Raw genomic sequence first — 25769 nt, 5'->3', positions numbered from 1 at the left:
GGAACCACAGGCGCTGCTGAGCGAAGGAGAGGGGCAGCGGGCCTGAAGTGTCCGCCGGCTCGAGCGGAGGAGCCTGGAGCGTGGCTCCGGACTGGAGGGCTGCACCCAGGTGGGCCGCGAGGGCCCCGACGGAGGGAGCCTCGAAGAGGGCGCGCAGGGGCAGCTCCACCTGGAAGGTGGAGCGGATGCGGGAGACGACCTGGGTGGCGAGCAGGGAGTGGCCACCCAGCTCGAAGAAGTTGTCGTGGATGCCCACCTGCTTCACGCCCAGCACCTGTGCCCAGATGTCGGCCAGGCGCTGCTCCAGCTCGTTGCGAGGCGCGACGTAGTTGCTGGAGGAAGAGAGCGCGGTCTCGGGAGCGGGAAGCGCCTTGGTGTCCACCTTGCCGTTGGGAGTGAGGGGCAGGGCGTCGAGGAGCACGAAGGCGGAGGGCACCATGTACTCGGGCAAGGTGCCCTTGAGGAAGGTGCTCAGGTCCGCGGTGTTGAGCTCGGGGGCCGCACTACCCTCACCCCGTCCCTCTCCCGGAGGGCGAGGGGAAGTGGGCACGACGTAGGCAACGAGACGCTTGTCACCCGAGTCCTGGCGCACCACGACGATGGCCTGGCGCACGGACGGGTGGGAGCGCAGAGCGGACTCCACTTCGCCCAGCTCGATGCGGAAGCCACGCAGCTTCACCTGGGAGTCGAGGCGGCCGAGGAACTCGAGCTGGCCATCCGGCAGCCAACGCGCCTTGTCACCGGTGCGGTAGAGGCGCTCGCCCGGAGAAGAGGAGAAGGGGTGGGGAATGAACTTCTCGGCGGTGAGCTCGGGGCGGCCGAAGTAGCCACGCGCCAGGCCGTCGCCACCCAGGTACAGCTCGCCGGGGACACCGGGAGGTACGGGGTGCAGGTGCTCGTCGAGGACGAAGGCAGTGGTGTTGGAGACGGCGCGGCCGATGGGGACGGAAGAGGCGTGAGGCGCGACGGAACGGGCGAGGTACCAGGTGGCGAAGGTGGTGGACTCGGTGGGGCCGTAGACGTTGAGGAGACGAGAGGGAGGAGCAGCCTCGAGGACACGGCGGATGGAGAGAGCGTCAGAGGACTCACCGCCGAAGAGGAGGTTGCGCAGGGAGGAGAAGGAAGAAGGCGCCAGAGCGGCGACCTGGTTGAAGAGGGCGGTGGTGAGGAAGAGGGTGGAGACGGAGTGAGCGCGGAGTGTGGCGCCGAGCTCGAGAGGCGAGAGGAGTTGCTCGCGAGAGAGGATGAGGAGGCGAGCGCCGGAGAGGAGCGCACCCCAGACCTCGAAGGTGGCGGCGTCGAAGGCGGTATTGGAGGCGTGAGCGACGCAATCCTCGGGAGAGAAGCGGACGTAGTCCGAGGAGAGAACGAGGCGCAGGACGCCGAGGTGGGGAACGGCGACACCCTTGGGACGTCCCGTGGAGCCCGAGGTGTAGATGAGGTAGGCGAGGTTGTCGGAGCCGGAGCCTGAAGGCGGAGCGTGGCGAGGCTGCTGGGAGAGGGCCGAGGACTCGGAGTCCAACAGGAGGAGGCGAGCCGAGTGAGAAGGCAGCCGGGCCTGGAGGGACTGGAGGGTGACGAGGACGCGAGCGGAGGAGTCCTCAAGCATGAAGGACAGACGCTCGGAGGGGTAGGAGGCGTCGAGAGGCAGGTAGACACCGCCAGCCTTGAGGGTGGCGAGCATGGCGACCACCATGTCGGTGGAGCGCTCGAGAAACAGGCCGACCATGACCTCGGTACCAACGCCCAGGGAGCGCAGGTGCCAGGCGAGCTGGTTGGCGCGCTCGTCCAGCTCACGGTACGTGAGGCGTTGCTCGCCTTCCTGCACCGCGATGGCGTCGGGAGTGAGGCGAGCCTGGGTCTCGAAGTGGCCGTGGATGGAACTGTGGCGCGGGTAGTCGGTGCGCGTCTGGTTCCACTCCACCAACACCTGCTGGCGCTCGGTGCCGGTCAGCAGCGACAGGGAAGAGAGAGGAGCCTCGGGGCGCGAGATGAGCGACTCGAGCAACACGCCCAGGTGGCTCGCCATGCGGCTGACGGTGTCGTGCTCGAAGAGGTCGGAGCAGTACTCGAGAGTGCCGGTGAAGCCCTCGGGGCTGTCGAGGAGGGAAAGGGTGAGGTCGAACTTGGAGGAGACCTCGTTCGGCATCAACGGGCGCAGGGAGAGACCTGGCAGCTCGATGTCCGAGTGAGGAGCGTTCTGCAGGGCGAACATCACCTGGAAGAGGGGAGAACGGCTCAAGTCGCGAGGAGGACGGAGTTCCTCGACGAGCTTCTCGAAGGGGATGTCCTGGTGAGCGAAGGCACCGAGGGTGGTTTCCCTCACCTGGTGCAGCAGCTCACGGAAGGAGGAGACGCCAGAGAGGCGGGCACGAAGGACGAGGGTGTTGACGAAGAAGCCGATGAGGCCCTCGAGCTCCGAGTGGCGGCGGCCGGCGATGGGAGAGCCGACGGAGATGTCGTCCTGGCCGGAGTAGCGCGAGAGCAACACCTGGAAGGAGGCCAGCAGGGCCATGAAGGGAGTAACCCCCTCACGCTGGCAGAAGGCCTTGAGCGACTCGGAGAGCGCCTTCGGGAGGTGAACCTCCATGAGGACGCCGCGGTTGCTCTGGACGGAGGGCCGAGGCTTGTCGGTGGGCAGCTCGAGAGCGGCGGGAGCACCGGAGAGCTGCTGGCGCCAGAAGGAGAGCTGCTGCTCGAGGGCAGCACCCTGCAGCCACTGACGCTGCCAGACGGCGTAGTCAGCGTATTGCAGGGGCAGCTCGGGCAGAGGAGAGGGCTGGCCCGAGGAGAAGGCCTGATAGAGGGCGACCATCTCGCGCACGAGGATGCCCATGGACCACCCGTCGGAGACGATGTGGTGCATGGAAAGGGCGAGGATGTGCAGCCGCTCCTCGAGCTTGAAGAGCGAGGCGTGCAGGAGCGGGCCATGGGCCAGATCAAAGGGCCGCATGACGGAGTGGAAGGCCAGGCGGCGGGCTTCCTCCTGGCGCTCGGAAGGCGGCAGGGAGGAGAGGTCCACGAGGGACAGGGGCTGGGAAGCCGTAGGCGCGATGAGCTGGACGGGCCGGCCGGCCTCGGAGCTGAAGGTGGTGCGCAGGGCGTGGTGACGGCGGACCAGCTCGGTGAAGGCGTTCTGCAACGCAACCTCGTCCAGGGCGCCCTCCAGGCGCAGGACGGAGGGCATGTTGTAGGAGGAAGAGCCTGGCTGGAGCTGGTCGAGGAACCACAGGCGCTGCTGAGCGAAGGAGAGGGGCAGCGGGCCTGATGTATTTGCCGGCTCGAGCGGAGGAGCCTGGAGCGAGGCGCCGGACTGGAGGGCGGAGCCCAGGTGAGCCGCGAGGGCGGCGATGGTGGAAGCCTCGAAGAGGGCGCGCAAAGGCAGCTCCACCTGGAAGGTGGAGCGGATGCGAGAGACGACTTGAGTGGCGAGCAGGGAGTGGCCACCCAGCTCGAAGAAGCTGTCGTGGACGCCGACACGCTCGAGGCGGAGAACCTGGGCCCAGATGTCGGCCAGGCGCTGCTCCAGCTCGCCGCGAGGGGCGACATAGTCCGTCGTCGAAAGCGAGGAGATGTCGGGAGCGGGAAGCGCCTTGGTGTCCACCTTGCCGCTGGAAGACAGGGGCAGGGCCTGGAGGGAGACGAAGGCGGAGGGCACCATGTACTCGGGCAGCGAGCGCTTGAGAACGTCGCGCAGGGTGCCGGGGTCCACGGAGAGGCCCTCGTTGGGAACGAGGTAGGCGACGAGGCGTTTGTCCCCCGAGTCCTGGCGCAGCACCACAACGGCCTGACGGACGGACGGGTGGGCGCGCAGCGCGGATTCGATCTCGCCCAGCTCGATGCGGAAGCCGCGCAGCTTCACCTGGGAGTCGAGGCGGCCGAGGAACTCGAGCTGTCCACCCGGCAGCCAGCGCGCCTTGTCACCGGTGCGGTAGAGGCGCTCGCCCGGAGAAGAGGAGAAGGGGTGGGGGATGAACTTCTCTGCGGTGAGCTCGGGACGGCCGAGGTAGCCGCGCGCCAGGCCGACACCACCCAGGTACAGCTCGCCGGCGAGGCCGACGGGGAGCAGCCGCTGGTGCTCATCGAGCACGTAGGCCTGGATGTTGTGCAAGGGGCGGCCGATGGAGACGCGGCGAGGCTCCACGTCGTAGGCGACGGTGGAGGCGATGGAGACCTCGGTGGGGCCGTAGACGTTGAGGAAGCGGCGCCCGGGCTTCCAGCGGGCCACGAGCTCCGCGGGCAGGGCCTCGCCGGCGGCGACGATGGTGTGGAGGGACTCGAGGACCTGGGGATCGAGGAGGGAGAGGAGGGAGGGCGTGAAGGTGCCGGCGTTGATGGCGTGCTCGCGCAGGAATTGCTGCAAGGGCAGGCCGGGCGGGAGCTGGTCGCGCGTGGCGAGGAAGAGCTGACCACCCGAGAGGAGAGGGGGCAGCATCTCCACGATGGAGGCATCGAAGCCGATGGAGGCGTAGGGCAGGACGCGAGAGTCTGGCCCGAGCTCCATGTCGTCGATGGTTTCCAGGATGGTGTTGCAGAGGCCGCGGTGGCGCAGGAGGGTGCCCTTCGGGCGGCCGGTGGAGCCCGAGGTGTAGATGGCGTAGGCGAGGTTGTCGCCGTCCGGAGTCACCTCGAGGTCCGCATCGGAGAAGGACGAGAGCTGCTCGGAAAGGGCCTCCATCCGGAAGGAGCGAATCCCCACGTCCAGGGAGGAGTGGGTGAGGAGAAGCGCGGGACGAGCGTCGGAGACGATGAAGGAGAGGCGCTCGTTGGGGAGGGACGGATCGAGGGGGAGCCAGGCCGCGCCGGCCTTGATGGTGGCGAGCAGGGCGGTGACGAAGTCCGTGGAGCGCTCGAGGTGGAGCGCGACGAGGACATCCGGGCCGACGCCAAGGGAGAGAAGGAGGCGGGCGAGCTGGTTGGCGCGGGAGTTGAGCTCCGAGTAGGTGAGCTGGGCGCTGGAGGACTGGAGGGCGAGGGCGTGCGGCGTGCGGCGCACCTGGGCCTCGAAGAGACGGTGGACGAGCGGATGCTGGGGCAGCTCGCGGGCGGTGGAGTTCCAGTCCACGAGAAGCTGGTGACGCTCGGCGTCGGTCAGCACCTGCGGGTGCTTCTCTGAAGTGCCGAGGGGCAGATCGCTCAGGCAGGCGTCATGCCGGAGGGTCAGTCCCACCAGGAGCTCGCACCAGCGTGTCAGGGCCTGGTGGAGCAGGGCGGAGTCGAAGCGGGTCGAGTCGTACGCCGCGCTGAGCTGAATGCGAGCGCCTGGGATGACGGTGAGGGTGAGGGGGAAGTTGGTCTGCCCGCTGGGCGCGAGCAGATCACGGATGTTCAGAGAGGAAGCCTGGCGCTGGAGGGACTCGTCCAGCGGGTAGTTCTCGACGACGAGGAGGGACTCGAAGAGAGGCGTCGCGCGAGGCAATCCGCTCACTGCCTGAATGGAGACGAGCGAAGCGTGCTCGTGTTGCTGCAACTCGAGCTGCTGTGCGCGGAGCTGCTGGAGCCACGGCAGGAGGGGAGCGGACGGCGCGGGGATGCGGACGCGGACAGGGAGGGTGTTGATGAAGAGGCCCACCATGGTCTCGACGCCCGGGAGCTCGGGGGGCCTGCCAGAGACGGTGAAGCCGAAGAGGACATCCTTCTCGGAGCTGTAGTGCGAGAGGACGAGCGCCCAGGCCGCCTGGGCGAGGGTGTTGAGGGTGAGCTGGTGCTGACGCGTGAAGGAGATGAGGGATGCGGTGGTCTCGGCGTCGAGGCTCCGCTCGAGGGTGACCGGGGCCGGAGTCTGGCCCTTGTCAGGTGAAGCGTGGGTGTCGGCCGGAAGCGGCGTGGGGGAGGCGAAGCCCGCGAGCATGGAGCGCCAGAAGGACTCCTCGGAGGCGGGGTCGTGGCGCTGCAGCCAGGAGATGTAGTCGCGGAAGGGAGGCCGGGCGGGGAGCTGAAGCGGCTTGCCGGAGCTGAGGACGTCGTAGGCGGCGAAGACGTCCTGCATGAGGGGGCCGATGCTCCAACCATCCAGGAGGAGGTGGTGGTAGCTCCAGAGGACGCGCCAGGTGTTGTCCTGGAGGCGGATGGCCGTCAGGCGCATGAGCGGGGCGCGAGCCAGGTCGAAGCCCTTGCGCTTGTCCTCGAGGAGGAAGGCGTCGAGGCGCGTCTTCTGCTCGTCCGCGGAGAGGTGCCGCCAGTCATGCTGCTGGAAGGGGATGGTGGCGCGCGAGTGGACGAGCTGCAGGGGAGTGTCGAGCCCCTCCCACAGGAAGGCGGTGCGGAGGATGGTGTTGTGCTCGAGCGCGGCCTGCCAGGCCTGGAGGAAAGCCTCCAGGTTGAAGGAGCCGTCGATGCTCCAGGAGAGCTGCGAGAAGTAGACGTCCGCCTCCGGTGTCAGGAGGGCGTGGAAGAGCATGCCCTGCTGCAGGGGCGTGAGGGGATAGAGGTCCTCGGGTGACGTGGAGTGGCGTGCGAGGAGCGAATCGAGGGTCCCCTGGGTGAGGCGCGCGAGGGGGAAGTCGGAGGGCGTGAAGCGGCGAGCGTCGTCGGAGTGACGCAGGGAGATGAGGGCTCGCAGGCGCGCGAGGAAGCGCTGGGCGAGGCCCTGGATCGTCGACGCGTGATGCAGGTGGGTGCTGTAGGTGAAGGAGAGCTGGAGGCGTCCCTCGAGGACGGAGCCACTCACCTCCAGGGGATGCATGCGGCGAGAAGCGGGTGCGACGAAGGGGCCGGTGGGCTCGCTGGAGAGGGAGAAGAGGGTGCTCGCGGCGGCGGAGCCATCCAACTGGCCGAGGTAGTTGAAAGCGACCTGCGGAGCGGGGAGTGCCCGCAGCTTCTGGGAAAGCGCCTCGGGTCCCATCCACTGGAGGATGCCGGCGCCAATGCCGTGGTGGGGCAGCTGGCGCAGGCAGTCGCGAACGGAGCGCAGGCAGTCTCCCGGAGAGCCGCCCTCGGGAATGGAAAGCAGCAGGGGCGTGAGGGAGGTGAACCAGCCGATGGTGCGGGAGAGGTCCACATCCGCGAAGAGGTCCTCGCGGCCGTGGCCCTCGAGCGTCACGAGGAGGCGCGGCTGGCCCGTCCACTCCGAGAAGGATTGGACGAGCGCGGTGAGGAGGACGTCATTGATGTGCGCGCGCCAGCTGGCGGGCACCTCCTGGAGCAGGAGGCGGGTCTCGTCGGCCTCGAGCGAGACGGAGACGGAGGCGGCGGAGGCGTAGGTGTTCTCCCCGGACGAGTCCATGGGGAGGGGCTGGATGAGGGAGCGCGCCTCATCCAGCCAGAGGGGCGCCTCGGCGGCGAGCGCCTCGGAGGAGGCGTACTCGGAGAGGCGGCGCGCCCACGTCTGGATGGAGGTGGACTTGGGGGGAAGCGTGACCTGCTGACCCTGGAGGAACTGGAGGTAGGAAGCCTCGAGGTCCTCGACGAGGATGCGCCAGGACACGGCGTCGATCACGAGGTGGTGGGCGCAGAGGAAGAGGCGCTGGGCGCCACCGAGGTCGAAGAGCGCGGCGGCGAGGAAGGGCGGCCTGGAGAGATCGAAGCTGGCCTGGAGGCGAGAGGCCTCGGCTTCGAGGGCAGCCGGCTGAGAGGCCGCGGGAAGGCCGGAGAGGTCCACCTGGAGGAGGGTGGGAGCGGCTTCGGTGCCAGCGAAATGCTGCTGCCAGCGCCCCTCGACGCGCGTGAAGCGTGCGCGGAGCGCATCGTGGTGGACCACCACCTGGCCGAGCGCCTTCTCGAGGAGCGACGCGTCCAGGGACTGACGCGCCTCGAGGAGCAGGGCCTGGTTGAAGTGGTGGGCGTGGGCGGTGTCGAGCTGGAGGAAGTAGTGCTGAATGGGGGTGAGCTGCACCTCGCCGGTGACGGGACCCTGCTCGTCCAGTGAGCCCGAGGAGTCTCCGGCGATGCGGGCCAGCTCGGCGATGGTCTGGTGCTGGAAGAACTGGCGAGCGGAGAGGGCAATCCCAGCCCGGCGCGCGCGTGCGATCACCTGGAGGCTGAGGATGGAGTCGCCTCCCAGCGCGAAGAAGTTGTCGTGGATGCCGGCGCGCTCGACGTTGAGCACCTGGGTCCAGATGTCAGCCAGGCGCTGCTCCAGCTCGCTGCGGGGAGCGGCATAGGCCGTCGCCGACTGGAGGTTGGTGCCCTTGGGCGCGGGAAGCGCCTTGCGATCCACCTTGGCGTTGGAGGTGAGCGGGAGGCTCTCCAGGGCGACGAAGGCGGAGGGCCGCATGAACTCGGGGAGCCGCTGAGAGAGGGCGGCCCGCAGCGAGTCCACATCGGGGAGAGGCTGTCCCGGAGGAGGCACGACGTAGGCGACGAGGCGCTTGTCGCCGGGCACGTCCTCGCGGACGAGGGCAACGGCCTCACGCACCTCGGGAAGGGAGAGGAGGGCGGCTTCCACCTCGGCCAGCTCAATGCGGTAGCCGCGAATCTTCACCTGGTTGTCGATGCGGCCGAGGAACGTGAGGACGCCATCGGGACGCCAGCGAGCCAGGTCGCCGGTGCGGTAGAGCCGCTCACCAGGGTTGGAGGAGAAGGGATTGGGGCGGAAGCGCTCGGCGGTGAGGTCCGGACGGGAGAGGTAGCCACGGGCGAGGCCATCGCCGCCGATGTAGAGCTCACCGGGCACGCCCACGGGCACGGGCTGCTGGTGCGCGTCGAGCAGGTACACCTGGGTGTTGGCGATGGGCGTACCGATGGGCACGGAGTCACCGGGCTGCTCGGGACGAGTCATCCGGAAGCAGGAGGTGAAGAGGGTGCTCTCGGTGGGGCCGTAGCAGGCCGTGACGGGAATGCGCAGCTGCTCCAGGACGCGGCGGACGTGGGGGGCGGAGACGACATCGCCGCCAGTGAGGAGCTGGCGCAGGCCGCGCAGACTGTCGAGCTTGTGGTCGACGGCCTGGGTGAAGAGGCCCGAGGTGAGGTGGAGCGTGGTGACGGCGTGACGCTCCAGCACTTGAGTCAGCAGGTCCAGGTCGCTGGGGGACTGGGGAGGGAAGACGACGAGGCGAGCGCCGTGAACCAGCGGTCCCCAGACTTCGAGAGTGGAGGCGTCGAAGGAGATGGGAGCGAGGAGGAGGAAGGTCTCCTCGGGGGAGAGGTGTGCGTAGGAGGCGCCGTGCAGGAGGCGCAGGACGGAGCGGTGCTCGATGGCGACGCCCTTGGGCCTGCCGGTGGAGCCGGAGGTGAAGTCGACGTAGACGAGGTTGTGGGAGGAGACGCCGGAGTCCGGAGAGGACGTGGGCAGGCCCTCCAGGCTCAGCTCCTCCCAGAGGAGGCAGGGCAACGCCTCGGAGACGGGGAGCTGGGAGCGCAGTGCCTGTGAAGTGAGCAGCAGCCTTGGAGGAGCGTCCTCCAACATGAAGGCCAGGCGCTGGGCGGGGTAGGAGGCATCGAGCGGGAGGTAGGCGCCGCCGGCCTTGAGGATGCCCAACAGGGAGACGATGAGCTCCAGGGAGCGCTCGAGGCAGAGGGCGACGAGGGAGTCAGGCCCCACGCCATGAGAGCGCAGCAGGTGGGCGAGCTGGTTGGAGCGCGAGTCCAGCTCACGCCAGGAGAGACGCTGCTCGCCGAACTCGACGGCGATGGCGTCTGGACGCAGGGCCACCTGCTTCTCGAAGAGGTGGTGGATGCAGACGTCGGTGGGGAAGGGCGAGGAGGTGGCGTTGAAGTCCACGAGCACCTGCTGGCGCTCGGCCTCGGTCAGCAGCGTCAGCTGCGCCAGCGGCTTCTCTGGAGACTCCACCACCTGCCGCGCCAGCACGGCCAGGTGATCGGCCATGCGCGCCGCGGTGGACGGCTCGAACAGATCCGTCGAGTACTCGAAGGTGCAGTGCAGCCCGTCGCTCCGCTCCAGCACTTCGAGCGACAGATCGAACTTCGTCGTATCCGCGTTGATCTTCACGCCGCTCAGCCGCAAGTCGGCCATCTCGGCCTGCGGCGTGGGGACGTTGATGACGTTGAGCACCACCTGGAACACAGGCGAGCGGCTGGGCTCCCTGCGCACCTGGAGCGCGTCCACCAGACGCTCGAACGGGAGCTCCTGGTGGGCCAGGGTCTCCAGCGACGCCCGGCGCACGCGCGTCAACAACTCCCGGAAGGACGGAGCTCCGCCCAGCGGGGCCCGCACCGCGAGCGTGTTGACGAAGCAGCCGATGAGCTCCTCCGTCCCCGGGTAGTGACGGCCGGCCGTGGGCAGACCCACGGCGAAGTCCTCCTGGCCGCTGTAACGGTGCAGCAGCGTCTGGAAGAGCGCCATGATCACCATGAAGGACGTCGCGCCTTCACGCCGCCCCAGGGCCAGCGCCGGCTCGGAGATTTCTCGAGGCAGCAGGAAGTGGTGCAGGGCTCCCTTGTGGGTCTGGACGGCCGGACGGGGCTTGTCGGTGGGCAGCTCCAGGGGCGGAACGCCCGTGAGCCGCTGCTTCCACCAGCCGAGCTCCCTCTCCATCACCCCGCCTTCCAGCCACTGGCGCTGCCACACCGCGAAGTCGGCGTATTGCAGCTTCATGGGCGGCAGCGGCGACGGCTGGCCGGCGCAGTAGGCGGTGTAGAGCGGCACCAGCTCCTTGGCCAGCACCAGGGAGGACCAGGCGTCCGAGACGATGTGGTGGAAGACCAGGTTGAGGATGTGCTCCTCCGGCCCCACCCGCACGAGCAGCGCGTGCAGCACCGGGCCCTTCTCCAGATCGAAGGGCAGCATCAGGTGCTCGCCGCACAACCGGAGCGCCTCGGCTTCCCGCTCCTCGGGCGTCGAGGCGTTCAGCTCCACCAGGGGCATGGACAGCTCGAACTCCGGGTGGATGATCTGGACGGCTTCCTGCTCGCCGAGGGCGTAGGTGGTCCGCAGCACCTCGTGGCGGTTCACCACCTCCTCCAGGGCGGCCTTGAGGGCGGCGACGTCCAGCGAGCCACTCAGGCGGTACGTGACGCCGTTGTTGTACGCCACGCCCAGCGGCTCGATCTGCTGCAGGTACCACAGCCGCTGCTGGGCGAAGGAGAGCGGCAGGGGCTTGTTCCTCGGCGCGCGAGGAATGGGCGGGGGCGCGGACGTCCCCCCAGCGGCCACCGGCACCACGGCATTGGCGGGGCGCTCCGTCTCGGCGGCGGGGCGCTTCGCACGGACCACGGGCGCGCTCATGGGCTCCAGGCCACCGTCCGTGCGCATGCGGACATAACGGCCGGTGCGGTAGAGGCGCGCGGAGGAGTCCATCGGATGGGGGACCCACCGCTGCTGGTCCTCACGGGAGGTGCGCCACAGGCTCTGCGGCAGACCGGCGCCCCAGAGCGCCAGCTCGCCCACGACTCCGAGCGGCACCGGCTGGCCGGACTCGTCCAGCACCCAGCGCTGCACTTCCGAGGGCAGCTCCTCCTCCGGTGTGCGCGGCACCAGCGAGCCGTCCGCCACCGCGCCCCTTCGCAGCACCGGCACCCCGGCCGCCTCACGCAGCGCGCGGGCGAGCTCGGCGGAAGTCTCCTCCAACACCAGGGTCTTCACCGGCTCCAGGGCCCGCCGTGCCTCGGGCAGTTCCGACAACGAGCGGGCCAGCCGCGCCGAGGCGTGCATCAGCACCTCGCCCGAGCTCCGCGCCAGCTCCACCAGCGCGTCGATGCCCTGTCGGCCCTCCACCAGCACCTGCTGCTGGCGGCCGGCGGCGAGCTCCTCGCTGCGCTGGCGCACCTCCGCCAGCTTGCGCAATCCCTGGAGCACCGTCTGGTTGTCCAGGCCGAAGTCGATGAGGCACGCCACCTCGTCCACGTCCGCCTGGCGCACCACCTCCAGGCGCTTCACGCCGCTGTCCACCGAGCCGATGAGGCCCGCCTGGTAGGCGTAATGCTCGAAGCCGCGCTCGAGAATGGCCTGCACGTCGGCCTCGGGCACCTTGGCGATGTCGCCCTTGAAGCCCTGCAGCGCCGCCAGCGAGGCGATGATGTCCACCGAGCTGCGGAAATAGCCCAGCAGCGGCTTGTGCACCGTCTCCAACACCTCGCGGTCATCGTCACCGATGAAGGTGTGGAGCATGACGGTGATGTGGCCGCGGCCCGGGTGGCCGTTGCGGCGCCAGGCCTCGCGGTAGAGGCCCACCTTGGCCTTCAGCTCGTCGAAGCTGTGGGCCATCATGGCGGTGAGCACTCCCGCTCCCAGCTCACCGGCCAGGCGGAACGTCTCCGGGTTGGAGGTGGCGGTGAGCCAGATGGGCAGCTCGCGCTGCACGGGAATCGGGCGCAGGCCCACTTCCACTTCCACTCCACCGCCGCCCTTGCGCTTGAGCTTCTCGCCGCGCCAGACGGCTCGCAGCGTCTTCAGGTTCTCCAGGAGGACGGTGCGGCGGTTCTCGTAGTTGTGCGGAGCGAACGAGAAGTCCTGGACGTGCCAGCCCGTGGCCACGGACACGTCGATGCGCCCGTGGGAGAGGTTGTCCACCACGGACCACTGCTCGGCGACCAGCAGCGGGTCATGCAGGGGCAGCACCACGCTGCCAGCGCGCAGGCGCAGGTTGCGCGTCGCGCCCGCCACGGCCGCCGAGAGGACGGCGGGCTGGGGATAGATGCCGCCAAAGGCGTGGAAGTGGCGCTCGGGCGTCCAGACGGCGGAGAAGCCATTGGCGTCGGCGAACTTCGTCCCCTCCATCAGCAGCTCGTACTTGGAGCCCCGCATGGAGTCTTCGTCATTGGCGAAGTACATGAGGCTCAAGTCCACCGCGCGCGAGCGGATGCCCTCGCCGCGCAGGTGCAAGAGGCTCGTGGACACTTCCTGGGAGGGGAAGAGGACGCGCAGGCCACGCGAGATCGCCCACAACCACTCCATCTCCGGCCGCTCCACCGCGTTCTCCGCGGCGGCCAGCCAGGTGCTCCCCTCGGACGGCTTCAGCCGCGCGTCCAGGGTCTCGAAGAGGTGCAGCAGGCCACCCTGGGAGAGCACCCAGGCCGGTTGCGAGGGGCCAACCGGCAGGAGCCAGGCCGGGTCCTCCGGACGCACGGGGTCCTTCGCCCCGGCAGCGGCCGAGGCGTCCTCGAGGGACTCCACGTACAGGACGCGCGAGGGCTCCAACTTCTGGGCGGTGACGAGCCCACGCCAGGTGAGCAGCACGGGCGCGCTCGCCCCTTCGGGGGCGTACTGGGGCAGGCTTCCGAGCTCGGAGGGGCCCAGGGTCATGACGGAGGCACCGGCCTCCAACACGCCCCAGAGGGCCAGCAGCTTCTCGGGAGAGGGCTCGAGGCAGACGACGACGGGCTCACCGCGCTTCACACCCAGGGCGTGCAGGCGGGCGGCCAGACTCCGGGCCCGGGTCATCAGCTCACCCAGGGTCCACGTCTGTCCTTCCCGAGCGACGGCCACGGCGGCGGGAGTGCTCTCCGCGCGCCGGGCCAGCAACTCGGGCACGGAGGGCGAGGTGGGCGCGGGCCGGGGCTGAATCCACTGCTTCCGCTCCTCGCCGGTGAGCAGGGGCAGGCGGGAGATGCGCTCGTCCGGCCGGGCCATGCCCGCGGTCAGCAGCACCCGCAGGTGCTCCAGGAAACGGCGCGCGGTGGACGCGTCGAAGAGCTCGGTGGCGTACTCCAGCGCGCAGTGCAGCTGGCCGGGCACCTCGCGGAACACCAGGGTCAGCTCCGACAGCGTCGCGCCCCACTGCACGGGCGCGTCCGGCACGTCGATCAAGCTGGCGCGCAGGCCGGGCAGTTGCTGCGAGTCGCCGGCCGGATTGCTGTGGAGCACGAAGATGCTGTCCGTGATGCGGCCGCGGCCGATGTCGTGCTGGGGGAACATCTCCTCGATGAGTTGCTCGAAGGGGACGTCCGGGTGGTTCTGCGCGCCCAGCAGTACCTCGCGCACGCGGCCGAGCAGCTCGCGGAAGGTGGGATCACCCCCCACGTCCGTGCGCAGCGCCACGGAGTGGGCCACGTAGCCGATGAGCGTCTGCAACTCGGGCTGGGTGCGGTTGGCGATGGGGGTGCCGACGACGATGTCCGTCTGTCCGCTGTAGCGGTGCAGCAGGGCCTGCCAGGCGGCCAGCAGGATGACGAAGGAGGTGAAGCCCTCGCGGCGGCCGAAGGCCACCAGCTCGTTGGCGAGCGCGGGAGGGAAGTCCGCGGACATGCGTTCCGAGGTGAGCGGGCAGGTCGCGGGCCGGGGTCTGTCCGTGGGCAGGTTCAGCCGCGGCGGCATGCCGGCGAGCTGCTGGCGCCACCACTGCTGCTGCTCGGCCAGGAGGTTCTCGCTGACGCTGCGGCGCTGCCAGTGGCCGAAGTCCGCGTACTGCACGGGCAGGGCCGGCAGCGGCGAGGGCTTCCCCTCGCGCATGGCCACGTAGAGCGCGGCCATCTCGTGGACGAAGAGGGTGATGGAGAGCGTATCGCTGACGATGTGGTGGATGCCGCCCACCAGGATGTGGACGTCCTCGCGCAGCCGCAGCAGCGTGGTGCGCAGCACGGGCCCCTTCACCAGATCGAAGGGCCGTGCGGCGTCCTCGCGAGCCAGGCGCATGGCCTCGGCCTCGCGCTCCTCGGGAGTGCCGTCGAGCACCAGCACCTCGAGGGGCACGTGCACCTTCGCATGGAAGCGCTGCACGGGGCGGCCATCGACGGTGTCATACGTGGTGCGCAGCGCCTCGTGGCGCTGGACGACCTCCTGGATGGCGCGCTCGAGCAGCCGCGCGTCCAGGGCCCCCTCGAGGCGGAGGACGAAGGGGATGCTGTAGGCGGACAGGCCCGGGAGGAACTGCTCCAGGCGCCAGGTGCGCTCCTGCACGTAGGAGAGCTTCAGCTCGCCGTCGCGCGTGAGGGGCACCAGCTTCAGGGTCTTCTGTTGGGTCTGCTGCTGCTTCGGCGCGGACTGGAGCAGGGCCTCGATGCGGGAGGCGATGCCGGCGACGGTGGGGCTGTCGAAGAGATCCGCGAGGGGGAGATTCACCCCGAAGGTGTCGCGCATCTGGGTGAGCATCTGCGCGGCCAGCAGCGAGTTGCCGCCCAGCTCGAGGAAGCTCTCGTCGCGGCCGACGTATTCCAGGCCGAGGCGGGCACGCCAGAGGGCGGCCACGCGCTCCTCGATGTCGCCGCGAGGCATGTCCTCACGCCCAGGAGGCGGAGCGGCCACGGGAGCGGCCGCGGGGGCCGGGTCCAGGCGCGCGAGGGCCGGAGTGGCGGCCGTGGTGGGATGTGCGCCCGGGAGCGCCATGGCGGGCAGGGTGGGAGCCAGACCAGGCACCGCCTCCACCCAGCAACGCTTCTCCTGGAAGGGGTAGGTGGGGAGGGAGAGACGCAGGCGCCGCTCGCGGGCGTAGAAGGCCTTCCAGTCCAGGGGGAGGCCATGGGCCCATGCGTCACCCAGGGCCTGCAGGAACACGGCGTGCTCCGAGGCGGAGCTGCCCTGGCGGCGCAGGGAGGGGAGCGCCTTCACCTTGCCGCTCTTGGTGTCCACGTTGGCGCGGACCAGGGCGGTGAGGTCCTGCCCCGGGCCCACTTCCAGCAGCAGGCCGCAGCCCTCGCCGAGGAGGGCCTCGATGCTCGAGGCGAAGCGCACGGGCTGGCGCATCTGCCGGGCCCAGTAGGCCGGGTCGGTCATCTCCTCGGCGGTGGCCCAGGTACCGGTGAGGCTGGAGACGAGCTTCGCCTTGGGAGCCGAGCGGCTCAGCGAGGTCACCACCCGCACCAGCTCGGGCATGAAGGGCTCGACGTCGGCGGAGTGGAAGGCATGGGGCGCCGGCAGCCGCAGCGTGCCCACGTCGCGGCGCTTGAGCTCCTCCGTCAGGAGCTCCACCTCGGCAATGGGGCCGGAGACGACGCAGCGGCCCGGAGCGTTGAGGGCGGCCAGGGAGAGACGGCCGGAGAGCAGCGGACGCACCTCCGCCTCGGACAAGCCCACCGCGAGCATGGCGCCCGGAGCCATGCCTTCCATCAGCCGGCCGCGCGCCACGGCCAGCTTCAGCGCGTCGGCCAGGGAGAAGACACCCGCGAGGCAGGCGGCCACGTACTCGCCGTAGCTGTGGCCCAGGAAGGCGTGAGGCGTCACCCCCCAGCCCATCCACGTCTTGGCCAGGGAGTACTCGACGGTGAAGAGCGCGGGCAGGGCCACGCGGGTGCTGGACAGAAGCTCCTTGGCGGCGGCCTCCTGGCCCGGCTCGGGCATGAGAAGCGAGCGCACCTCCTCACGCAGAGGCATCTCCAGCAACCCGAGGCACATGTCCACGTGAGCGCGGAAGTCGGGCTCGGCCTGGTACAGCTCGCGGCCCATGGCGACCTGCTGTGCGCCCTGGCCCGGGAAGAGGAAGGCCACACGCAGGCGGCGGCCCGACTCCACGTCGTCCAGCTCCACGGCCGCACCGGGCTTGCGCAGGCGCTGCACGAGGTCGGCGGCGTCCTTTGCCACCACGGCCCTGCGGTGCTCGAAGCCCCTGCGGCCCAGGGTGTGCGTGAAGGCCACGTCCGCCAGCGACAGGCGCGGGTGTGCCTCCACGTGGGCCGCGAGCCGCTCACCCAGTGCCTCCAGTGCCGCGGGCGTGCGCGCCGACAGCAGCACCACCTGATGAGGCCGGAGGCTGGGCTCGCTGCGCTGCTCGGGAGCCTCCTCGAGGATGGCGTGGGCATTGGTGCCGCCAATGCCAAAGGAGCTGACCGCCGCGCGCCGAGGCACCGGGCCGCGCTTCCACTCCCGGAGGGCCGTGTTGACGACGAAGGGCCCCGCGTCGAAGTCGATGGAGGGGTTGGGACGCTCGAAGTTGAGGCTGGGGGGAATCTCCTCATGGCGCAACACCAGCGCCGCCTTGATGAGACCCGCCAATCCCGCCACGGTGTCCAGGTGGCCGATGTTCGTCTTCACCGAGCCGAGGGGAATGGTGCCCTTGTGCCCGGAGCCCAGGCCGTAGGCGCGCTGGAGGGCGGCGATTTCGAGCGGATCCCCCAGCGGCGTGCCGGTGCCATGGGCCTCGACGTAGCCGATGTCCTCGGGACGCAGGCGGGCATGCTCCAGGGCCTCCTGGATGACGGAGGACTGACCCTGGACGCTGGGGGCGGTGTAGCCGGACTTCAGGTGGCCATCGTTGTTGATGGCCGAGCCCTTGATGACGGCGTAGATGGAGTCGCCATCGCGCTGGGCATCGGACAGGCGCTTGAGCACGACGGCGGCGACACCGTTGCCCGCGACGGTTCCCTGGGCACGGGCATCGAAGGCGCGGCAGTGGCCGTCCGGAGAGAGGATCATCCCCTCCTGGTAGACGTAGCCCGTCTTCTGCGGGAGGGCGAGGTTGGTGGCGCCGGCGAGGGCCACGTCGGACTGACGCTGGCGCAGGCTCTCACAAGCCATGTGCACGGCCACCAGGCCCGTGGAGCAGGCCGTGTAGACCATGAGGCTCTCGCCGGTGAGGCGCAGCTTGTAGGAGGCCTTGGTGGCCATGCCCTGGTGCGTGGCGTTGGTGCCCGCTTCGAAGAAGGCGGCGGGATTCAGCGGCACGTTCTTCCGCACCAACTGCGAGTAGCCGGAGTCCGAGGCACCCGCGTACAGCGAGATGCGGCCCTGGGTGCGATCCGGATCGACACCCGCGTCCTCCAGAGCGCTCCAGGCGGTCTGAAGGAAGAGGCGTTGCTGAGGATCCATCCACTGCGCTTCGCGCAGGGAGATGTCGAAGAAGCCGGGGTCGAACTTGTCGGCGTCGGCCAGCACGCCACCCGCGGGGACGAACTGGGGGTGTTGCCACTGGAAGATGCCCTCGGGCAGGTCGGAGATCGGCTCCAACTCCTCGGGAGAGAAGCGGGAGATGGACTCGACGCCCTGGCGCAGGTTCCGCCAGAGCTCGTCGACGGAGCGAGCCCCCGGGAAGCGGCCAGACATGCCGATGATGGCGATGTCCTCCGGGCCCGAGCGCTCGGCTGCCTGGGTCTCCTGTTGCTCTCGGGACGCTGGAGCCTGTGGGGTGCCCGAGTCCAGGCGCCGGGCCAGGTCGCTGACGGTGGGGTGCTCGAAGAGCAACGTCACCGGCACTTCACGCCCCAACTCCTCGCGCATCCGGGTCGCGATCTTGATGACGGACAGGGAGGTGCCGCCGAGCTTCTCGAAGAAGTGGTCATCCACACCCACGTCATCGATGCCCAGCTCGCGGGACAAGATGGAGACGAGCTGGCGCTCCAGGGGCGTGGTGGGCTCCACGAAATGGCTGGTGCGGCCGGTGGAGGAGACGTCGGGAGGAGGAAGCGCCTTGCGATCGACCTTGGCGCTGGAGGTGAGAGGGAGGGCCTCGAGGCGGACGAGCGCCGAGGGCAGCATGACGTCGGGCAGGCGCTGCTTGAGGAAGGAGCGCAGGGCCGAGGTGTCGAGTTGCTGGGAGTCGCTGGTGACGTAGGCGACGAGGCGCTTGTCGCCGGGAGAGTCCTCGCGGACCACGGCGACGGCTTCGCGCACCTCGGGATGGGAGAGGAGGGCGGACTCCACCTCGGGCAGCTCGATGCGGTAGCCGCGCAGACTCACCTGGGCGTCGACGTGACCGAGGAACTCGAGGGTGCCGTCAGCGAGCCAGCGGGCGAGGTCACCGGTGCGGTAGAGGCGCTCACCCGGAGCGGAGGAGAAGGGGTTGGGGAGGAAGCGCTCGGCGGTGAGCTCCGGCCTGGAGGTGTAGCCGCGCGCGAGGCCCTCGCCACCGATGAAGAGCTCACCAGGGACGCCGGGAGGCACGGGCTGGAAGGAGGCGTCCAGCAGGTACACCTGGGTGTTGGCGATGGGGGAGCCGATGGAGACGGAGGCGCCGACCTGCTCGGGCAGAGAGAGCGGGAGGCAGGAGGCGATGACGGTGCCCTCGGTGGGGCCGTAGCTGTTGGAGAGCGGGATGCGCAGCTGCTCGAGCACGCGGCGCGCGTGGGGGGCGGAGACGGCGTCACCCCCGGTGAGGAGCTGGCGCAGACCCCGCAGGCCGTCGAGCTTGTGGTCGACGGCGAGGGCGAGCAGGTCCGCGGACAGGTAGAGCGTGGAGACGCCGTGCTGCTCCAGCACCTGCGCCAACAGGTTCAGGTCGCTCGGGGATTGGGCCGGGAAGACGACGACGCGGCCGCCGAAGAGGAGGGTGCCCCAGATCTCGAGCGTGGTGGCGTCGGAGGAGATGGGGGAGTGGTGGAGGAAGCTCGTCTCGGGCCCGAAGTGGGCGAAGCGGGCACCATGGAAGAGACGGACGACGGAGCGGTGCTCGATGGCAACGCCCTTGGGCCTGCCGATGGAGCTGGAGGTGAAGTGGACGTAGGCGAGGTTGCGCGAGGCGACGCCCGTGTCTGGCGCGGACGTGGGCTGCCCCTCCACACTCAGCTCGTCCCAGAAGAGGCAGGGGAGCGAGTCGGGGAGGCTGAGGAGGGAGCGCAGGGCGCGTGTGGTGAGCAGCAGCCGGGGCTGAGCGTCCTCCAACACGAAGGCCAGGCGCTGGGCCGGGTAGGAGGCATCGAGCGGGAGGTAGGCGCCGCCGGCCTTGAGGATGCCCACCAGGGAGACGATGAGCTCCAGGGAGCGCTCGAGGCGGATCGCGACGAGGGAGTCGGGACCCACGCCGTGGGAGCGCAGCAGGTGGGCGAGCTGGTTGGAGCGAGAGTCCAGCTCACGCCAGGAGAGGCGCTGATCGCCGAACTCGACGGCGATGGCATCGGGGCGAAGGGCCGCCTGCTGCTGGATGAGGTGGTGGATGCAGGCGTCGCGGGGGTAGTCCCGCTGCGTCTGGTTCCAGGTGACGAGCACCTGCTGGCGCTCGGCCTCGGAGATCAGCGGCAACTCGGAGAGGAGCGACCCGGGCTGGGAGAGCGCGGCCTCCAGGAGGGCCTGGAAATGGCCCATCATGCGAGAGACGGTGGAGTGCTCGAAGAGGTCGGTGGCGTACTCGAAGAAGCCGTGGAAGCCGTTCTCGGAGGGGGTGAGGATGAGGCTGGCGTCGCACTTGGTGACGCGGTTCTCCACCTCGAGCGGGCGCAGCTTCAGCCCCGGAAGCGCCATCTCGGGCATGGGCGCGTTCTGCAAGGCGAAGATGACCTGGAAGAGGGGCGAGCGGCTCAGGTCACGCTGGGGCTGGAGCTCCTCGACGAGCTTCTCGAAGGGAATGTCCTGGTGGGCGAAGGCGCCGAGGGTGGTTTCCCGCACCTGGTGCAGCAGCTCGCGGAAGGAGGTGGTACCCGCGAAGCGAGCACGCAGGACGAGGGTGTTGACGAAGAAGCCGATGAGGCCCTCGTGCTCGGCATGCCGGCGGCCAGCGATGGGCGAGCCGACGCAGACGTCATCCTGGTGGGAGTAGCGGGAGAGCAGGAGCTGGAAGGCGGCCAGCAGGGCCATGAAGGGCGTGACACCCTCGCGCTGGCAGAGCTGGAGGAGGCGCTCGGAGAGCTCCTTCGAGAGCTGGACGGGGACCCGTGCGCCGCGGAAGGACTGCACGGCGGGGCGAGGCCTGTCGGTAGGCAACTCCAGGGCCTTGGGCGCCCCGGCGAGCTGCTGGCGCCACCAGTGAAGCTGCTCGTTCAGCACTTCTCCTTCCAGCCATTGCCGCTGCCAGGAGGCGTAGTCGGCGTACTGGATGAGAAGCTCGGGGAAGGGAGACGGGAGGCCGCGGGAGAACGCCTCGTAGAGGGCCGCCACCTCGCGCACCAGCACGCCGATGGACCAACCATCCGAGACGATGTGGTGCATGTTGAGCAGCAGCACATGCTCGCTGCCGGAGAGCCGCAGCAGCTGCACCCGGAAGAGCGGGCCGGTGGCCAGATCAAACGGACGCTGAGACTCCTGCTCGGCCCGCTGGAGCATCTCCGCCTCGCGCGCTGGCGCGGACAGAGAGGAGAGATCCACCTCGTTCAGGGGCAGCGAGGACTCGGGGAGGATGAGCTGGCTCAAGCCATCGAGGCCGGATCGGAAGACGGTGCGCAGGGATTCGTGACGGCGAACCACCTCGGAGAGGGCGCGGCGGAGCACGTCCACCTCCAGAGAGCCCTCCATCCGAAGCGCGAAGAAGACGTTGTAGTCGGCGTGCAGGGGGTGGAGCTGATCCAGAATCCACATCCGCCTCTGCGCGAAGGAGACAGGCAGCGAGCCCTCTCGACGCGTGGGGAGCAGAGCAGGCGCCGAGGGTCGGCTCTGGACGAGGGCCCCCTCCAGCTGGCCGGCGAGCGCCGCGATCGTGGGGCGCTCGAAGATGGCACGCAGGGGCAGCTCGACGCCGAAGGCCACGCGGATGCGTGAGATGAGCTGGGTGGCCAGCAAGGAGTGGCCGCCCAGGGAGAAGAAGTCGTCGTGGATGCCCACCTGGGGCACGCCCAGCACTCCGCACCAGAGGGCGGCGAGCTGCACCTCCAGCTCGTTGCGCGGGGGCTCGAACTCGGCCGAGCTGGCGGAAACGCCCTGGGGCGCGGGCAGGGCCTTTCTGTCCACCTTCCCGTTGGGCGTGAGCGGCACCTTCTCCAGCTTCACGAAGGCCGAGGGCACCATGTGCGCGGGCAGCTTCTGCTTCAGGTGCTCGCGCAGCGCGGAATCCTCCGGCTCCTGTCCCTCCTGCGCCACCCAGTACGCCACCAGCCGCTTATTGCCCGGTACATCCTCCCGCACCACCACCACGGACTGACGCACGCCCGGGTGCTTGTCGAGGACGGATTGGATTTCACCCAGCTCGATGCGGAAGCCGCGAATCTTCACCTGGAAGTCGTTGCGGCCCCGGAACTCGATGTTCCCGTCCGGGAAGTACCGCACCACGTCTCCCGTCCGGTACATCCGCGCCCCGTTCTGCTCGAACGGGTTGGGGATGAACCGCTCCGCCGTCAGCGCTGGCCGATCCAGATAGCCACGGCCCAGGCTCTCTCCGCCGATGTACAGCTCTCCCCACACGCCCACCGGCACCGGCGCCAGCCGCTCGTCCAGCACGTACACCCGCACGTTCGCCAGCGGCCGCCCGATGTGCGGCAACCCCTCCACCACTCCCTCCGGCTCCACCGTGCAGATGGTGGTGGCCACCGTGTTCTCCGCGGGGCCATACACATTCACCAGCGCCACCTTCTTCAATTCCTGGCGCTGCCGGCGGTGCAGCTTGTCTCCTCCGGTGAAGAGCCACCGCAGCACCACCCCCTCCGACCACTTCTCCTCCAGCACCGCCTCCGCCATGGGCGTCGCCATGAAGGACACGGTGATCTGCTCCTCCTCCAGCCATTGCAGCAGCCGGCGCGGCTCCGCGCGCACCTCGTCCGCTGGCATGTGCACGCTCGCACCCACCATGAGGTTGAGCCACACCTCCCAGACGGACACATCGAAGGACAGGCCCACCACCAGCGTCGTCCTGTCCTCCGGCTTCACCTCGTACGTGCTCTGGTACCAGCTGCCCAGGTTGACGAGGCTCCGGTGTGACACCGCCACGCCCTTGGGCCTGCCCGTCGAGCCAGACGTGTAGATGCTGTACGCCAGGTTCTCCGCGCACACGCCCGTCTCCGGCCGGTGCTTCGGCTGCGCCTCCAACACGCTCTCGTCATCCAGACACACCACCGCCGCCCCGGCTCCCTCCACACCGCCCGCCCGTGCGCGATGCGACAGCACCACCTTCGCACCGCTGTCTCCCACCACCTGGCGCTGCCACTCCGTCGGGTACGCCACATCCACCGGCAGGTACGCGCCACCCGCCTTCAGGATGGCCAGCGCTCCCACGATGAAGTCCACCGAGCGCTCCACGCACACCACGCCCACCGACTCCGGCCCCACTCCCAACGTCCGCAGGTGGTGCGCCAGCTGGTTGGCTCGCTCGTCCAGCTCCCGGTACGTCAGCTTCCGGTGCTTGTCCGCCACCGCCAACGCGTCCGGCCTCGCACGGGCATGTGCCTCCACGAGCTCGTGGACGCAGGCCTCGCGCGGGTACTCGGCCCCCGTCGCGTTCCACTCCACCAGCACCTGTTGACGCTCGGCGTCCGTCATCAGCGGCAGGGAGGCGAGGGGGGCTTCGGGCCAGGTGAGGACGGAGGTGAGCAGCACCCGCAGGTGGCTCATCATGCGAGCGGCGGTGTCACGCTCGAAGAGGTCCGTGCAGTACTCCAGGGTGCCGGTGAAGCCCTCCGGGCCCTCGGAGAGGAAGAGGGTGAGGTCGAACTTGGAGGTGAGCTCGCCAGGAGGAAGGACACGCAGGGAGAGGCCCGGGAGCTCCAGGTTGCCCATGGGCGCGTTCTGGAGGGCGAACATCACCTGGAAGAGGGGCGTGCGGCTCAAGTCGCGCGGAGGCCGCAATTCCTCGACGAGCTTCTCGAAGGGAACGTCCTGGTGCTCGAAAGCATCGAGGGTGGTGGAGCGGACCTGGGAGAGCAGCGAGCGGAAGGAGGTCCGCGAGTCGATGCGGGAACGCAGGACGAGGGTGTTGACGAAGAAGCCGATGAGGCCCTCGAGCTCCGCGTGGCGGCGGCCGGCGATGGGCGAGCCGACGCAGATGTCGTCCTGGTTGGAGTAGCGGGAGAGGAGGAGCTGGAAGGTGGCCAGCAGGGCCATGAAGGGCGTGACACCTTCACGCTGGCAAAGCTGGAGGAGGCGCTCGGAGAGCTCCTTTGAAAGCTTCACGGGAAGCTGTGCGCCGCGGACGGACTGGATGGCGGGCCGAGGCTTGTCGGTAGGCAACTCCAGGGTTTGCGGCGCCCCGGCGAGCTGCTGCTTCCAGTACGAGAGTTGCCGCTCGAGCACCTGGCTCTGCCACTGGCGCTGCCAGACGGCGTAGTCCGCGTACTGCACCGGCAACTCGGGCAGCGGAGAGGGTTTGCCCTGGAGATGGGCCTCATAGAGAGCCGCCAGCTCCCGCACCAACACACCCGTGGACCAGCCATCGGAGATGATGTGGTGCATGTTGAGCAGCAGCACGTGCTCGCTGTCGGAGAGCCGCAGCAGGTGGGTGCGCAGGAGCGGGCCCGTGGAGAGCTGGAACGGGCGCTGAGCGTCCTCCTGGACGAGACGCAGCAGCTCCGCCTCGCGTTGCTCGGAGGGGAGGCTCGAGAGGTCCACCACCTCCAGGGGAAGGGCGAGGGAGGAGGCGATGACCTGGAGGGGTTGCCCTGCCTCGGAGCGGAAGGTGGTGCGCAGGGATTCGTGGCGGCGCACCAACTCCTGGCAGCCATGCCGGAGCGCGCCGAGGTCCAGGGTGCCCTCGAGCCGGATGGCGGCTGGGAGGTTGTAGAGAGGGCTCTCGGGCTCGAGCTGATCGAGGAACCACAGCCGCTGCTGGGCGAAGGAGAGGGGCAGCGGGCCGTTCCGGGGCGCTGGCACCAGCGGGGGAAGCCGTGAGGCGTCGTGGCTCTGGGCGGCGGCGTCGAGGCGCGCCGCGAAGCTCCGCAGGGAGGGGGCCTCGAAGAGAGTGCGCAACGGCAGTTCCACGCCAAAGGTGGCGTGCAGGCGCGCCACCACCTGGGTGGCCAGGAGGGAGTGGCCGCCGAGAGAGAAGAAGTCGTCGTCACGGCCTACCTGGGGGACACGCAGCACCTGGGTCCACAGCGTGGCGAGCCGCTCCTCGGTGTGTGTCGCGGGAGGCGTGTACGGCAGGAGCCGCGAGCCGTCGGGAGCGGGCAGGGCCTTGCGATCCACCTTGGCGTTGGAGGTGAGCGGGAGGCTCTCCAGGGCGACGAAGGCGGAGGGCCGCATGAACTCGGGGAGCCGCTGCGCGAGGAAGGTCCGCAGCGATTCCACATCGGAGAGCGCGGGCACGACGTAGGCGACGAGGCGCTTGTCGCCGGGCACGTCCTCGCGGACGAGGGCGACGGCTTCACGCACCTCGGGGTGGGAGAGGAGGGCGGCTTCCACCTCGGCCAGCTCGATGCGGTAGCCGCGAATCTTTACCTGGTTGTCGAGGCGGCCGAGGAACGAGAGGACGCCATCGGGGCGCCAGCGAGCGAGGTCGCCGGTGCGGTAGAGCCGCTCACCAGGGTTGGAGGAGAAGGGGTTGGGGAGGAAGCGCTCGGCGGTGAGATCCGGACGGGAGAGGTAGCCACGGGCGAGGCCATCGCCGCCGATGTAGAGCTCACCGGGCACGCCCACGGGGACGGGCCGCAGGTGCGCGTCGAGCAGGTACACCTGGGTGTTGGCGATGGGCGTGCCGATGGGAACGGAGTCACCGGGCTGCTCGGGGTGCGTCATCCGGAAGCAGGAGGTGAAGAGGGTGCTCTCGGTGGGGCCATAGCAGGCCGTCACGGGGATGCGCAGCTGCTCCAGGACGCGGCGGACGTGGGGGGCGGAGACAACGTCACCGCCAGTGAGGAGCTGGCGCAGGCCGCGCAGACTGTCGAGCTTGTGGTCGACGGCCTGGGTGAAGAGGCCCGAGGTGAGGTGGAGCGTGGTGACGGCGTGACGCTCCAGCACTTGAGTCAGCAGGTCCAGGTCGCTGGGGGACTGGGGAGGGAAGACGACGAGGCGAGCGCCGTGAACCAGCGGTCCCCAGACTTCGAGAGTGGAGGCGTCGAAGGAGATGGGAGCGAGGAGGAGGAAGGTCTCCTCGGGGGAGAGGTGTGCGTAGGAGGCGCCGTGCAGCAGGCGGAGGACGGAGCGGTGCTCGATGGCGACGCCCTTGGGCCTGCCGGTGGAGCCGGAGGTGAAGTCGACGTAGGCGAGGTTGCGGGAGGTGACGCCGGAGTCCGGAGAGGAGGTGGGTAGGCCCTCCAGGCTCAACTCCTCCCAGAGGAGGCAGGGCAGGGAGTCGGAGACAGGGAGCTGGGAGCGCAGTTCCTGTGAGGTGAGGAGCAGCCGTGGAGGAGCGTCCTCCAACATGAAGGCGAGGCGCTGAGCCGGGTAGGAGGCATCGAGCGGGAGGTAGGCGCCGCCGGCCTTGAGGATGCCCAAC

At 69.5% G+C, this 25769-nt stretch carries 1 protein-coding gene (running past one end of the window); it reads right to left on the bottom strand.

The genetic code is table 11. The features are described from left to right. Positions 1–25769, bottom strand: part of the annotated coding region (locus tag Q664_RS43295) for a hybrid non-ribosomal peptide synthetase/type I polyketide synthase (protein ID WP_043410518.1) (this coding region is incomplete at both ends). Its footprint begins 11988 nt before the window's first position; 25769 of its 37757 annotated nt are in view.

Source organism: Archangium violaceum Cb vi76 (assembly GCF_000733295.1).
Lineage (GTDB): Bacteria > Myxococcota > Myxococcia > Myxococcales > Myxococcaceae > Archangium > Archangium violaceum.
Note: the sequence above shows the minus strand (reverse complement) of the source record. Positions and strands in the feature narration are given on the sequence as shown.